This is a genomic window from Variovorax sp. 10N432 (assembly GCF_056394465.1).
Genome location: NZ_JBFTHX010000056.1, coordinates 19,226 through 33,156 on the forward strand (window position 1 = coordinate 19,226; position 13,931 = coordinate 33,156).

12 protein-coding genes and 3 pseudogenes are annotated in these 13,931 nt (G+C 63.3%); 5 read left to right on the forward strand and 10 right to left on the reverse strand.

The window, feature by feature from the left end; all coding sequences use genetic code 11:
* Positions 1–306 precede the first annotated feature (306 nt).
* The gene (locus AC1DF3_RS33845; RefSeq protein WP_478142370.1) at positions 307–891 is read left to right on the forward strand and encodes a LexA family protein; all 585 of its coding nucleotides are present in this window, start codon (positions 307–309) and stop codon (positions 889–891) included.
* Between the two features lie 31 nt (positions 892–922).
* On the opposite strand, the gene AC1DF3_RS33850 is transcribed toward AC1DF3_RS33845, so the two are convergent.
* Positions 923–1,369 carry a hypothetical protein gene (locus AC1DF3_RS33850; RefSeq protein ID WP_478142371.1) on the reverse strand — a complete coding sequence of 149 codons (447 nt, stop codon included), beginning with the start codon at positions 1,367–1,369 and terminating at the stop codon, positions 923–925.
* A 169-nt stretch (positions 1,370–1,538) separates the two neighbouring features.
* Between AC1DF3_RS33850 and AC1DF3_RS33855 the strand changes: the two genes are divergently transcribed.
* The 4 genes and pseudogenes from AC1DF3_RS33855 to AC1DF3_RS33870 form a co-directional block, all read left to right on the forward strand.
* A complete protein-coding gene (locus AC1DF3_RS33855; RefSeq protein ID WP_478142372.1) occupies positions 1,539–2,849 on the forward strand; it encodes an ImmA/IrrE family metallo-endopeptidase in 1,311 nt (436 codons plus the stop codon).
* A gap of 43 nt (positions 2,850–2,892) precedes the next feature.
* Positions 2,893–4,512 (forward strand): adenylosuccinate synthetase, encoded by a 1,620-nt coding sequence (locus AC1DF3_RS33860; protein ID WP_478142373.1) that lies wholly within the window; start codon positions 2,893–2,895, stop codon positions 4,510–4,512.
* A gap of 1 nt (position 4,513) precedes the next feature.
* Entirely contained in the window at positions 4,514–5,167 is a 654-nt protein-coding gene (locus AC1DF3_RS33865) for a DUF7002 family protein (RefSeq protein WP_478142374.1), read from the forward strand.
* Positions 5,168–5,364: 197 nt separating this feature from the next.
* Positions 5,365–5,489, forward strand: a pseudogene (locus AC1DF3_RS33870) (transposase domain-containing protein); the annotation flags it as partial.
* Between the two features lie 61 nt (positions 5,490–5,550).
* On the opposite strand, the gene tnpC reads toward AC1DF3_RS33870, so the two are convergent.
* The 9 genes and pseudogenes from tnpC to AC1DF3_RS33915 all read right to left on the reverse strand — a co-directional run.
* Positions 5,551–7,128 (reverse strand): IS66 family transposase, encoded by a 1,578-nt coding sequence (gene tnpC, locus AC1DF3_RS33875; protein WP_478142375.1) that lies wholly within the window; start codon positions 7,126–7,128, stop codon positions 5,551–5,553.
* A 17-nt stretch (positions 7,129–7,145) separates the two neighbouring features.
* The gene (gene tnpB / locus AC1DF3_RS33880; RefSeq protein WP_478142376.1) at positions 7,146–7,496 is read right to left on the reverse strand and encodes an IS66 family insertion sequence element accessory protein TnpB; all 351 of its coding nucleotides are present in this window, start codon (positions 7,494–7,496) and stop codon (positions 7,146–7,148) included.
* Positions 7,472–7,933, reverse strand: coding sequence for a transposase (locus AC1DF3_RS33885; protein WP_478142377.1), 462 nt, complete (start codon positions 7,931–7,933; stop codon positions 7,472–7,474). Before AC1DF3_RS33885 ends, tnpB begins: the two co-directional genes overlap by 25 nt.
* Positions 7,934–8,508: 575 nt before the next feature.
* A complete protein-coding gene (locus AC1DF3_RS33890) occupies positions 8,509–10,179 on the reverse strand; it encodes an adenylosuccinate synthetase (RefSeq protein WP_478142378.1) in 1,671 nt (556 codons plus the stop codon).
* On the reverse strand, positions 10,157–10,759 hold the full coding sequence (locus tag AC1DF3_RS33895) for an AAA family ATPase (protein WP_478142379.1): 603 nt from the start codon (positions 10,757–10,759) through the stop codon (positions 10,157–10,159). Before AC1DF3_RS33895 ends, AC1DF3_RS33890 begins: the two co-directional genes overlap by 23 nt.
* Before the next feature lie 22 nt (positions 10,760–10,781).
* Positions 10,782–11,243, reverse strand: coding sequence for a pyrophosphohydrolase domain-containing protein (locus AC1DF3_RS33900; protein ID WP_478142380.1), 462 nt, complete (start codon positions 11,241–11,243; stop codon positions 10,782–10,784).
* A gap of 178 nt (positions 11,244–11,421) precedes the next feature.
* A pseudogene (locus AC1DF3_RS33905) lies at positions 11,422–11,699 on the reverse strand (ISNCY family transposase); the annotation flags it as partial.
* Positions 11,700–11,849: 150 nt separating this feature from the next.
* Positions 11,850–12,338, reverse strand: a complete 489-nt coding sequence (locus AC1DF3_RS33910) for a hypothetical protein (RefSeq protein ID WP_478142381.1) — start codon at positions 12,336–12,338, stop codon at positions 11,850–11,852.
* A gap of 1,227 nt (positions 12,339–13,565) precedes the next feature.
* Positions 13,566–13,931 (reverse strand): annotated as a pseudogene (locus tag AC1DF3_RS33915) (IS21 family transposase); the annotation flags it as partial.

Below are 13,931 nucleotides of genomic sequence, written 5' to 3' on the forward strand. Positions count from 1 at the left end.
CGGACCCATGCGATGCCCCTCCGCTGGTTCATTCCCGAAGCCTGAGCACGCGCGCGCCTGAGTTCATTCGCGCGACTCGCGCGCAAAGACCGGGCATGACGCCCGACGCGTGGCGAGCCCTCGCAGCATCACCGGAACAGCGAGCCGTGTTGCGGCCATGAGGGCCGCACCGCGCAACAGATGGCCGCGTGGGCGCAGCACGCCTTGGTTGGCCCTTTCGCTTCTTCGCTCTGTCTTGCGCCTGGGCCGCTTGCCAACGGGTGCGCTGCGAACTATAGTCTGCCGAACAAACATTCGCTTTGCCAGATGAATCGTTCGTCTTCGGACGCCAGCTATCTTGCCGCGTTGCGTCAGCATTGGCGGCAGCAGAAGACCTTTCCGGCGATGTCCAAACTTGCGGAGGTGGTCGGACTTCGCTCGTCCGCAAGCGTGTTCGGACTGGTCCGGCGCCTCGTCGACGACGGCTACCTCGAGAAGGTGGACGGGCGGCTCGCGCCCACCAAGTCCTTCTTTGCCTACCGGATGCTCGGACTGGTTCGCGCCGGCGTACCCCAGGAAGTTCCCGATGAAGATTTCGAGACGCTCAGCGCCGAAGACTTTCTAGTGCAGCACCCCGAACGCACGAGCTATGCCACCGTGCGCGGCGACTCGATGTCCGGTGTTGGGCTGCTGGACGGCGACATCGTCGTGGTCGAGCACCACACACCAACACGACCCGGTGACGTGGTCGTCGCGGTGGTGGACGACCGCATCACCGTCAAGACGCTCGTGCTTGATCGCGGTGAGTACATCCTGCGAGCGGAAAATTCGAACTACCAGGACATCCGCCCCGGCCACTCGCTCGAAGTCCTCGGCGTCGTGGTCGGCAGCTTCCGGCGAATGAGGCGCTAGGCGGGCCCCGACGATGCACCCTGCTCGCGCTCTACGACAGAAAGGATTCGGCCTGCGCGGCGCCCACACGCGCCGGCAGCCCCTTGGCCTGGGCCATGACCTTGATCAGTTCCCGGTAGTCGGTGGTCCGCTCGGCGCAGCGCCACTCGACATAGGACAGCGCGTCCCTGTACGTTTTCAGTTCGGTCAGCTTGCCTTTGTGCGCGCCTTGTTGATAGGGATCGCAGACGTCGCACCACCACATAGGCGAAACCGTTTTGTCGTAGACCGTGCAACGACACGCAGGCGACTTGCAACCAAAGCAACTCGCCGTGAACGGTGTGCCATCAAACGCCGCGATGTGCTTGATGACCTGGGTCTTGGCGGCCAGCAACGGCCCACTGGGGTTGCTCTTGAGCAGCCAGTGAACGTACTGAGGCTCCTTGAGCACCAGCAGCTGCGTCGTCTTGCCGGCGTACTTTCCGAAGTGAAGGTCCATGCCATTTCCTTGTTGTGCTCGACCAGGATCTGGAGAAGTCTAGCGGCCGGGCAACTGCAAGGCCGCGCATCGACGCGTGGGGCTTCTCTCGCCTGCCTCCGGTGGTCATCGTGGAAAATCAGAACATTGCCGCATTCATGGCGGCTGTCGACTAAAGAGAAAAATTCGCATGGCGAAAAAATACACCTGGACCAATCCATCGGTGCTGGCCTTTTCCCCTGGCGCCGACCCGGTTGCCACCATGGAAACCAAGGCGCGCGAGCTGGCCCTGGAGGCGATGGACAAGGGCTGGAGCGGCCCACCATTCGATCCGCTCGCGCTGGCCAAATGGCGCGGCATGATGCTCGAGGCCCGTGGCGACATTCCGGATGCCCGCCTGGTGCCCAGCGAGAAGGACCGCTTGGTCCTCGAATACAACCCGATGCGCCCGCGTGGACGGCTGCGTTTTTCCATCGCGCATGAAGTCGCGCACAGCCTGTTCGACGACTGCGCAGAGCGGGTGCGCCACCGCGGCGGCGATCCGGCCGAAGCCAGCGACAACTGGCAACTCGAAGTGCTGTGCAATATCGGCGCGGCCGAGCTTCTGATGCCTTCGGGCAGCTTTACGGAGCTCGCGGGCGAGCGCCTGTCCATCCAGAAGGTGATGGACGTGCGTAAGGCGTTCGACGTCTCCGTCGAGGCCTGTCTCATCCGACTCATCAAGCTGGCGCGCACACCGTGCGCCGCATTCTGCGCCTCGGCGCACCACGGTGGGACCTACAAAATCGACTATGTGATTCCGGCCATGGGGTGGGATTGCCCTATTCCAGTGGGCCTGGCATTGCCGGCGAACAGCGTCGTCAGTGAAGCCAGCGCCATCGGGTTCACTGCCGTCGGACAGGAAGAGTGGGTAAAGGGAAGCCCCCTGCGGATTGAATGCGTCGGCCTCGCGCCCTACCCGGGCGCACTGGTCCCCAGAGTGGTGGGCCTGCTCATCGCGGGCGCGGATACGGCGTACGCACCCCCTGAAATCAAGGAAGTCGACGGTGACGCCCTGCAGCCTCGCGGCGCGGGGCCGAAGCTGGTGGCCCACGTCGTGCCGGACACGAACTCGACGTGGGGCGGCAACGGCTTCGCGTCGCAGGTGAGGCATCGCTTTCCCGACGTGTGGGCGCAGTTTCGCAGCGAGACCCACGCGCAGCAGCGCCCGCCCGCCCTGGGCGAGGTTTTTATCGGCGCGCTTGGCAAGGATGTGACGGTCGCCCACATGGTCGCGCAGCGAGGCATCGGTGCCTCGGGTTCGCAGCGCTTGCGCTATGCGGCGTTGGCGCAGTGCCTGTCTGAAGTCCGCGCCGAAGCGCAGAAACTGGGCGCATCCGTGCATATGCCGCGTGTGGGCACTGGCCATGGGGGCGCGAGCTGGGATATCGTGAAGGAACTCATCGCCGAGGAGCTCGTAGACAAGGGCGTTGCCACAACCGTCTACCGACGACCGGCCTAGTCTCGCGAGGCGAGGCAAAAAGAAGAACAGCAATCGGAGGCATGTGAAACCAAGAGCCATCGTTCTTTCCGGGAAAGTGTGCGCGGGCAAGTCCACCCTGGCGGCCCATTTGCGAGACAAGGCCGGCGCCGTGCTGGTCAGATCCAAGGAACTCATATACGAGCAATTGCCGCGTACACCACGCGCGCGCCGGCCCTCTCAACTCGCCGGCCACCGACTGGACCGCGAAACCGGCGGCCGCTGGCTGGCCGAAGCGCTCAACGAGCGCGTCATGAACGTGGAGGGCGACAAGCCCAACGAGCTTCTGGTCATCGATTCGGTTCGAATCGCGGAGCAGGTTCACTTCCTGCGACAAAGCGGCTGGTCGGTCACCCACGTCCACCTCGAGGCGAGCAACGAGGCCCTGGCCAGGCGCTACGCGCAGCGCCCGCGGACCGGCGAGGTCGAGACCTATGCCGACCTGTCGAAGAACTGGACGGAACGCCATGTCAGCGCGCTGGCGAAGGTGGCCGACGTGGTCATCGACACCGACCGGTGCAATGACCACGATGTGTTCGCGCGCGTGGTCGCGCGGCTCGAGGTGCGTCCGGTCATCGCGCCCGCCGTGGTGGACATCCTGGTCGGGGGCCAGTACGGCAGCGAGGGCAAGGGCAACATTGCCCAGTTCATGGCGCCCGAGTACGACGTGCTTGTTCGCGTCGGCGGACCCAACGCCGGACACAAGGTGTTCCGCTCCGGCGCCGAGCCGTACACGTTCCGGCAACTGCCCTCTGGCTACCTGGGCAATCGTGACGCGATGCTCGTCGTGGGAGCCGGCGCGGTCATTGGCCTCAATACGCTGCTGCGCGAAATCGCCGATCTGGCCATCCCCTTCGACAGACTGAAAATCGATCCCCAGGCGATGATCATCGCCGCGAGCGACGTCGAATGGGAGGAGAAAACGCTCAAGGGCGCCATCGGGTCGACCGCGCAGGGCATCGGCGCCGCGACAGCGCGAAAGATCCTCTATCGCCGCCCCGACACGGACGTCCAACTCGCACGCGACGTCCCGCAGCTCAAGCACTACGTCGACGACACCATCGAGTATTTCGCGCACTGCCTGTCCAGAGGCAAGCGGATCATGCTCGAAGGCACGCAGGGGACATCCCTGAGCCTGCACCACGGCTTCTATCCCCATGTCACCTCGCGCGTGACCACCGCCGCCGCGTGTCTTGCGGAAGCGGGCCTGGCCTCGCGCCATGTGCGGCGTGTCGTCATGGTCTGCCGGACCTACCCCATCCGCGTGGGCGACTCGGTCGAAGGGAAGACGTCCGGCTTCATGAGCCAGCCCATCACCTTCCAGGACATCGCGGATCGCTCCGGCATTCCCTTGTCGGAGCTCGCAAGCACCGAAGTGGGCTCGGTTTCCCACCGGCCGCGGCGCGTGGCCGAATTCGACTGGGCGCAGTTCAGGCGCTCGATGCTCCTGAATGGGCCCACAGACATTGCCCTCACCTTCGCCGACTACTTCGGCATCGACAACCGAACGGCCTACCGGTACGAGCAGCTCAACGACGACACGCTGCGCTTCATCGAGGAAATGGAAAAGGTCGGTGGTGTGCCGGTCTCGATGATTTCGACCGCCTTCAACGAACGCAACATCATCGACCGACGGATGTGGTGAGATGGAACTGAACGACCTGATTGAACGCTACCCGCGGCTGTACCATATGGCCGAAAGAGACACCTGGCCTTCCATCAAGGCCAACGGCTTGCTCAGCACGAGCGCCGTGCTGGACCGCTTCGGCGTGAACGGCGCCGATCGCGCTGCGCTGGAGGATGGGCATCGCCCGGAAAAGATGCGCGTCGGGCCCGACGACTTGGGCATCGTGCTGCGCGACCAGAAGCCGATGAGGCCGTCTCGTCTGCAAGAGGCGCTCATCGATGGAACGACGCCCGAGCAGTGGTACAAGTTTCTGAACGGGCGGGTGTTCATGTGGGCGCAAGAGGAGCGCCTGTTCGGGTTGCTCGGCGCACGGGACTATCGCAAGCTCGAACACGACGTCCTGACCATCGACGCCAAGCCGCTGCTGACTGCTTACCAGGACGCGGTTTGGCTTTGCCGCATGAACTCGGGCAACACCTTTCCTGTGCCTCATCCACGCGGCATGGAAGATTTCAAGCGCATCGCCGACTACCCGACCAAGGCGCGCTCGGGCGCGCCCCACAAGGAGGTCGTCGAGATCGTGGTCGACTACAGCATCCCCGATATTGCACAGTACGTGCTGGAGGTCCGACGCATGAAGGGCACGACGGTCCTCGGGCAGCTTGACGTGTAGGTCGGCACTTGATGGGTAAGCAATGAATACGAAGCGACCTCCTCGGGGCAGGTTCGACCGCTGCGCCACCACGCTGTAGCGCATCCATTGCGGTATCTGCGGATGGTGGGTGGGCATTGTTGCCGGCACGATCACTTTCCGTGATCGCCGACGAGATCGACACGCCGGACCCGCAGGAGCTTCGCGAGAGGCTACGCCTGACGCGCAGTTGGCGTTCCAGAAGTCGATCATCGACAAGCTGACCCACGAGAACGCGATTCTCAAGCGACTGAAGTTCGCCGCCAAGAGCGAGGCTTACAACGCCGAGCAAAGGAGCTTGCTCGTAAGCCGTCACTAAACCACGCCCTTGCGCGCGGTGTCGGAACCGATGTGCGCGGGGCGGTCTACAGCGCGCCGGGCTCGATGTTCCAGGGCAGCAGCGCCTCGTAGTCGTCAACCGTCTGCGCCAGAGGCAGCTTCTTGAACAGCGCGACGAGGTAGCGGTAGGGCTCGACGTTGTTGGCCTTGGCGGTCTCGATCAACGAGTAGAGGTTGGCGCTCGCGTTGGCGCCGCCGACGGTGTCAGCGAACAACCAGCTGCGTCTTCCGACGACGAAGGGACGGATCGCGTTCTCCACGGGGTTGGAGTCCAACGGCCAGGTGCCGTTCTCCAGGAACCGCACGAGCTTGGGCCACTGCCCATGCAGGTAGTGCAGCGCTTCCCCCAGCAGGCTCGACGGCGCAACGCTGTGCAGGTGCGTGAGCAGCGGTCCCTCGATGTCGCGCACGACTGCAGCGCTGTAGCGCGAACGCAGCCGCAGCCGACGCGCGGGCGTCCAGTCCTTGGCCAAGGACTCCGCACGGTACAGCTTGCCAATCAGCCGCACGAACCGGGTCGCGAGCTGGTCGGGTGAACGAGCTGCCTTCGGTATGGCCTCCTCGGCCTTGATCAGTGGTCGACGTGCGTGAACCCAGCATCCAAGGTGCGTGAGACCACCGGCCTTCGCGATGCCGTTGTAGACCTCGTAGCCGTCGGTGATGAGCGTGGTGCCGGGGCGGATGCCGGCATACAGCTTCTCGGCATGCACGGCGCCGCGTCCCGGCGCATAGGCGAACAACCGTACCGGTGGACCGGTGCCATTCATCTGCGCCCACATAAAGCTCTTCGTTTGCGCCTTGCGCCCGGGCTCCTTGAGCACCTGGACCGTGGTCTCGTCGCCATAGATCAGATCCGAGTCGAGCAGGTGATCGCGCAGCAGGTTGATGACCGGCTGCACGGCCCGGCCGATGCGCACGACGCCGGCGGCCAGCGTGTTGCTCGCGATGTCGCCACCGAAGCGGCGCAGCAGTGCGGCCGTGCGGTACAGAGGCATTCCGAACTGGTACTTGCCCGTGATGATCCAGGCCTGGGCTTGCTCGGTGAGCAGCCCGCGCGGGATGATGCGTGCCGGCGTCGGCGCGACCTTCAGGCTCTGATCGCAGCAGGGGCAGGCGTACTTGATGCGGTGGTGCTGGAGCACGCGAACCTGCTCGGGAATGACATCCATCTGCTCGCTGATCTCGGCGCCGATCTCCACCAGTGCGTAACCATCGTGAGCGCAGATACGCTCGGCCTCGGGCAACTCGTGGCGCACGATCTCGCGCGGCAATGCGGGGTCCAGCGTCTTGCGTCCACGCTTCTTGCGTTGATGGCCCTCCACCGGTGTCGACTCCTCTTCGTCGGTCTCGGCTGGCGGCGTCCGATCAGTGGGCGCGAGTGCTTCGGCCTCGTTGAGGAACAGGTCCTTCTGATCGGTGCCGCGGGCTTCGCTCTTGGCGGCGAAGAGCTGGCGCTGCAGCGACCTCAGCCGCTCCAGTGCGAGGTCCCGCTCGGTGGTGGCCACCCGCAGCGCGCCGGCCAGCGCATCGCGCTCGGCAACGAGCGCGGCGAGTTCTTCAGCGGTGATGGCGGCAAGCGACGACACGCCAGCTTGGATCGGCATGCCCCATCATCGTTCCATCAAGCCACGCTGGAATAGCGCAGACGGGAGTGGCGTTGCACCACCGCGATGTCGATGCCCTCCAGCAACCAGTGCAGTTGCTCGACCGTCAGCGTCGGTATCACCGCGGCCGAAGGCCAGATGAACCTGTCCTTCTCCAGACGCTTGAGCAACAGCCAGAAGCCGTTGCGCTCCCAGCCCAGGATCTTCACGCGGTCGCGCCGGCGGTTGCTGAACACGTACGCGCACGAGGCGAACGGATCCAGGCCAAGGGCCTGTTCCACCAGCACCGCCAGGCCGTTGATGCTCAGACGGAAGTCCACGGGCTCGCGATGCAGGTAGACCTTCAGTCCTTCGTCGAAGCGGAACACCGCAGCCTCCCAAACGCCTCGATCACTTCGCCGACGTTGCGCAGCTCTACGCCGCAAAGGTCGATCGCCACGCCATTGGGCAAGCGCGCCTGCACGTCCATCATGACGGCGATGCCGTCGCCGCTTCGAGCCACGATCGGCGATGCTGGCGGCAACGAGACCGCCACGAACGACGCAGGCGCCGGCAACTCGCTGGCAACGGCCTTGCGCGGACGACCACCGTGGCCGTGCTCGCGAAGCCAGCGTCCGACCTGGTTGGCATTGACGCCGCACTCGCGCGCCAGGCGCGACACCGAGGCGCCGGGCTGCCGACACAGTGCCACCAGTTCCGACTTCGCCGCTTCGTCGTACACGCTGCGTCCGTCGCTCTTGTGCCCCACCACCAGCCGGCGTTTGAGGGCTTCCAAATCGTCTGTCATTTGCGTTCCCACGTTCATCTATGTGGGAACGTAGGCTGTCAGGTCGCAGCCCGCGGCTCAAGGACGTGGTTCATTGATCGCATACGCTTGCTCGAGGAGCACTGGACACCGATCTGGCCGTCGTCGCTGCGGAGATCGAAGCACTGCAGGCAGCGAGGTCGTCCTCGGCTTAGAAGCAACAACCCAAGCGCCAGAAGCTGCCCGCAAACCTGCCGCGCCGCGAGATCCATCACGAGCCCGAGAGCACTACCTGCGGGTGCGGTGGTGCTGTAGTACACGACTGGCAAGGCCCTCACGCCGGGCGATGTGCTGCGCAACGCCGCGAGCTCCTCGCTCGTCAGCGTGGCAAGTTTCTGGCCATCGACCTAGGTGGAGTGCACGATGTTCAGCTTGCGAGCATGTCGCGCGAGCGCAGTGCCGCTCGACGGAATCAAACGGGCCTGCAGGGCGTGGGAGAAGGCCGGGTTCGGGCGCCCCAGGTCGGCCATCTCCGGCGCACGCAATCCACGGGCGCCTGTGCGGTGGAGAGAGCCTCGCTCTGCCATGTGATAAAGCACCGGATACCGTGCCACCAAGTCTTTGTTCATAGTCGGTCAAGATGAGCGCGCCGTCCAGTTTCTTCGGTCAATGATGGTACGGATATCGCCATCGGCATCGTTCCCGCGTGGAAAACGTGTGTTGATCAACGAGACTGGCGCCTGGGCCACCCGTTCGAGTTCCTCGACAAATTTGATGGTCCCTGCCTCCAACTGCTCAAACCTGCGCGCATCGCGGTTCTTGGCACTCAGGTAGTCGGCGAACGCTAAGACGATATCAGTCGGCGCATTCAGCGCGCAGGCCTGGCGGAACTGCTCCCACTCGAACCAGCCGACCCGTCGGTTGCGGCGGGTCGTCGAGGTTTTTTCGTTCGTCTCCAACTCCTCGGGATCCAACCCCACTTCGTTTGCGATCTCGCGGAAGCTCGTCGGGTGCTTCAAGTGCCCCGAGGTGGCGCCGCGATCGCCATCGGGATCTCCGACCCGGATAGGGGTAGGCCGCACCACCATGAGAATCCTGCGGACCCGGCTAGGCGAGATGCCCGCCTCCGCAAGGCAGCCTGCGACGTTCGTGTCGCGAGAAGTCACATGGGGATAGCGGCCGTGGAAGATGCTGAGCCCGCTGCCCTGCGTGCCCTCCAGGAAGATCGACTGGCGCTTGCGGTAGGCGATCTCCAACTGGCGCATCGTCGAACCGCGGTAGGGCTCCTGCTCGCCGACGTAGGGAGTGAGCTCTGGCACATCCTTCGCTTGGCGGACTGAAGACAACCCGCGATCGTTGATTCGGCGAGCAGACGCTGCCCCGCTGCCGCTGGCAGTCGACGCGATTGCACTCTTGACACGGGCCTCAGCGTCCTTGTCTGCCTGCTCGATGACCATCGCATGCGGATCGATGAACAGCCGTTCGGGCGTTACCCCGCAGTCCGCGATCTCCTTCAGCAGGTCCGGAACGAACACGGTCATTCCCGGGCCAAGCAGCAGTCTAGCGTTCACATCCATCGAGCCAGACGGCAGGTGATGATAGGTGTACTGCCCTTTCGGTCCCAGCACTGTGTGCCCAGCGTTGGGCCCTCCCACGCGCAAGAGCACGTCGTACTCCTTCGCAAGGTACGCTACCACGTGCCCCTTCCCTTCGCTGCCGTACTGCCCGCCGACCAGAACGTCTACACAGCGCACATCTGGCGCCGACACCAAGCCCAGGCTGGCGGCAACTCGGGCGATCGTGTCGCGACTGTCGTTTCTCGTCGTGTTGACTCGAAGGTCCGCATCGCTCTTGAAGCCCTCGATGTCCTTCTCGCTCTTGATCAAATCAGCCTGCACGTACTCTGGCGCAGCATCCCGGCCCGAGCGTTCGCCAAAGCGCTTTCGCAACGCTACCGTCTGGCCAAAGAGATGCACATGCACGCAGGGCAAGGTGTGGTCGCGCCGAAAATGCTCCAGTTGCTTACGGGTCCGCACACTATCTACCACTATCCGAGGTGAGCCACTCAGGGACTGCGCCATCGCGCTGACCGCTTGATACAGCCAGGCGTCGCCCGTCTCGCGGTCCAAGGCATCGCCCAACTCCTGCAGCGACTTGCGGTCCGACGCCACCCCTCGCCGCGTCGCCACTTCCGTGAGGTAGCCGCTACTGCTGAAAAGGTGATAGTCGAACTCGGACTGCAGGATCCGTGCGAGCCCGCTCTTGCCTGCACGGAGATGTCCGCTAACCAATACCACCTGGTCCATGCTTCAGTCCTTGGATTGCTTTAACAATGTCTTCAGCGATGCTGCCCACGGACCGATTGCTCGAGTCTTGGACAACGTCGGCGATGGAGCCGAGAGCTCGCGACGCGACCTCATTGGGGTGGCGGACCAGCGCCTCATAGCTAACGGCTGCGTCGCGCTCGTCGCCTATGGTTTGGCGCTGCAGGTAGCGCTCGCGCAGGATTTCCTCAGAAGCGGCAATATGGACATGCAGCACAAGGGCGAAGGCACCGCGGAAATGTGCGACCTGTTTCGGCTTTCTCACCGCGTCCAGAAGCCAGACCAGCGCTTCGCCCTCAGCGACCTCCTGCACCTGTTCGATAGCCAGGTTCACCGGCCACAGATAGTCAGTCTGCACATCCAGCGTGTCACCCAATTGCTGCAGGACAGCTCGCTTATGGGGTTGCCCTTGCGTTGTGGCAAGACCGGCGAGATGGCGGCCTGTGCTGATCCTTCGGAACCCATGCGTATCCAGCAGCGCATTGGCCACCGAAGTCTTGCCAGCTCCGACGGCACCACTGAGCAAAAGCAACCGGTTGTTCGAATTGAGGAATGAAGTCACTCATCGAAATGTAAGAGCTGAGTTACATTTCACCAACCGGGGAGTTCCCCTTGTCTCCCCAATTTTGATGACTTGACCCCGCCAGCCAATGCGCAATTGCTTCCTCCGGGCCCTTCCAGCCGGGCGGCTTCAACAGCTTGCCGTCCGAATTGAGGCGGACTTGGCCATCCGGCCACAGCTTCGCTAGGTTGCTTTCGTGGACCCAAGTCATTGGCATACCTGGAGGCACGCCCATTTCTACTAGCGTTCCCATCACGTGGGCCAGGATGTCCATCAGCGCGTCGATCTGGTCGACGATTTCCGTGGCCTCGACCAATTCGTCGATCTCTGTTCGCATCCAGACGGCGCGCGCTTGAGCCCGATCCGGTCCGAGAAGCCGAGGTCGATCCTGCGTCGGGAGCCCTAGTTCGAGGTGCATGCGCAAGAACCGGGCATGTGCTTCATCCAATCCGGCGAACCCATTGCTGGAACGTTGCAAGTTCATCGCGCCTCCATATCCAATGTACAACTCACAATGATGATCGGGCTAATGTGCCATCGCGGCAGTCTCAGCCAACCTGGTGCGCTCCCAAGGGCATGGCTGACGCGACGAACTTCGTCGTGTCAGGACTGTGCTGCAGCTCTGATCTCCAAGCTAGTGCTGCAATGTAAGGCGCCTCATGCCGGCTGGTGGCATCGTCGGTGAACACCAGCAAGGTGCACGCCGGGGCCCGGTCCTCGAACCAGGCGTGGTTGTTGCCATCGATCTGGATGAGTTCGCCCAGGCAGCGCGGCGGTTGCGTGGCTGATGAATCTTGGGTGCGCGCTGCTTACGCGGAATCCACAGGCCTGCGGCCGTCATGAGGCCGCGCAAGGTTGCCACGCCAATGAGCCCGTGCAGTTCAGCCAGCTTCTCGGCCGCCAGAGTCGGATCGAAGTCGGCATAGCGCTCGCGCACGATCGCCGTAGATAAAAGCTGTATATTCGTCCAGTATCTTGCAAGGCTCACGACGACACCTCTGCCACCCGCCATGCTGACACGCTGAAGCCAGATGGCGCAGCTTCATGCCGCAAGAGACACCGAGCTGAGGTGCTCAGTCGTTGAGATTGGCTACTTCTTCAGCCAGTACCCCAGGAGCGTTCCGATAGCGCCATAGGCCCACTTCTGCTCCGCGTCCCCATATCCGCGCGAGAGAATCACAAACAGGGCCGCCAGCAGCACCACGACCGTGACGACCTCCGGCATGTAGCTGCGCGCCGTCGACCCGCGCAGCACTGGCGCTGAATCAGCAGTTCGCTGCCGGACCACCTTGGGTGGCCGATCGCGCGACTGGGCGATGTCGTCGCTACGCGAAGACCTAATGTCATCTTCGTCGCCAGGGCACGGTCCCGGAAAGGCCGGGGCCGGCCGCGCATGTCGGGCCTCAAGCTCCGCCCGCATCTTCTCGGCCTCACGGGCAAGCTGCTCAACGTCGGCGCCCGCGTCGGGCCTGCTGCCGCCGCCCGCTGCGCCCAGCATGATCCCGCGCTCTCGAAACACTAGGTACGTAAGGCCGAGGCCGATGGCGATCCACGGGACGATTTTGAATAGTTCAAACACGCTCTGGCCCCCGAGTCGAAATGTTGACGGTCCGCGATTGTCGTGCACCGTCAAGTCGAGGCGACCAGGCCATGATCGACCGTCCGACATCGCTGCTGAAGCTGGTGGGCGCAGCCGGCGAACTAGTCAAAGCAACGCGCACAAATACTGCAAGTTCATCCATCATCGAAGTCCTGCATTTATTGGCCCCGGCCAGACGCCAGAATTGGCACATGACTGAAGCTACCCCTTTTCACGAGCGGCAAGAAGGGAACTGTTCGCGCGACGCGATGCCGAGACCAGCGTGCGCCCCAGAAGGCGCGCGCCGACGTGAGGCTCTACAAAGCTCGCAAACGCTTCTTCGATCTCAAGCGTTGATGGCTGACAACGGCGAGATTCGCCTCAGTAAGCGAAAGGAAGCTCATCGAAGCTGCATGCGAGGCGGACGCGCTTCAGAATGTTCGTATCGCCTTCGGTATGAGCGCCTAGAGTCAAGTAGTAGTTTGCCCCTCGGTGTTGATGGAAAACGATCCACTCCCCGGTTAGCTTGCTGCCAGCCGCCCGATCCTTGAGGGCTTCCAAGATACCGTAGTGCGCGAGGACGTTGCCGAACTGATCATCGACAACGCCTGACGTGTTCTGCTCGAAAGCTCGCTCTACTACCTTGGTGAGACGAGCATTGCCCCCCTTGTTGATCGCGAATTGTGCCGCCAAGTTGGAGGTCATGAATCGCGGGTCGGTGAAATGCTTCTTTCGAAGGCCCTTCAAGACCTTCCCCGAGAATGGTCGATCAGCACCTGTCGCCTTGGCGGGCCGGAGCCCCTCCATGGCTTGTAGTTCGTCCGTCACACTAAAAACAGATATCGAGCGCGTCCGTTCAGCAGCGAGGAGTTGGCCAAGCAAGACGGAACTCAAGCGCGTGAGGTCCAGATTGAACAGGCCCGCGTGCTGCTTGGCCCATGCTTCTAGCTCTTCACGCGAGAACGATTTGGTAGTTGAGGCCATGAAGCCCATTCTGCCGGCTGAAATGCCACGCTCATTAAACAGGTCTGCCACGGGCATCTGTGAAATAGTTGTCTTCGCGCCCGCGTTCGCGACCCACCGGCGCCGAACCGGCCAGTCGTCGTGCTGTTGTCTGCGGCAGAATCTGGCGCACTCGACCTCCCAGACAAACATGCAACCAAAGCTCGCGAATGACGCAAATCCGAACCTCCAGGTACTGCAGCGCACAGCAAACCGGTGCATATTCAGTTGCCCSCGCTCGTGCTCGAGCATCTCGGCGAYGCTGAAYTGMTTGTGCTCGGGATGCCGGACCTCTTGCCAGAGCGCCCGGCAGCGCTCTCCCAGCCAGGCATTGAGCTCGTCGAAGCTGRCGAAGCGCCGCTCRCGCGCGTCGATCCAGATGCGCCGCCGGCTGTCCTGGACRTTCTTCTCCACCACGCCCTTCTCCCAGCCGGAGGCCACRTTGCAGAAGTCGGGGTCGTACAGGTAGTGTGCGCACATCACCGAGAAGCGCGCGTTRACCGTGCGGCCCTTGCCCTTGTGCACCTTGTCCACGGCGGTCTTCATGTTGTCGTAGATCCCACGGCGAGCCACACCGCCCAGCGCGGCGAA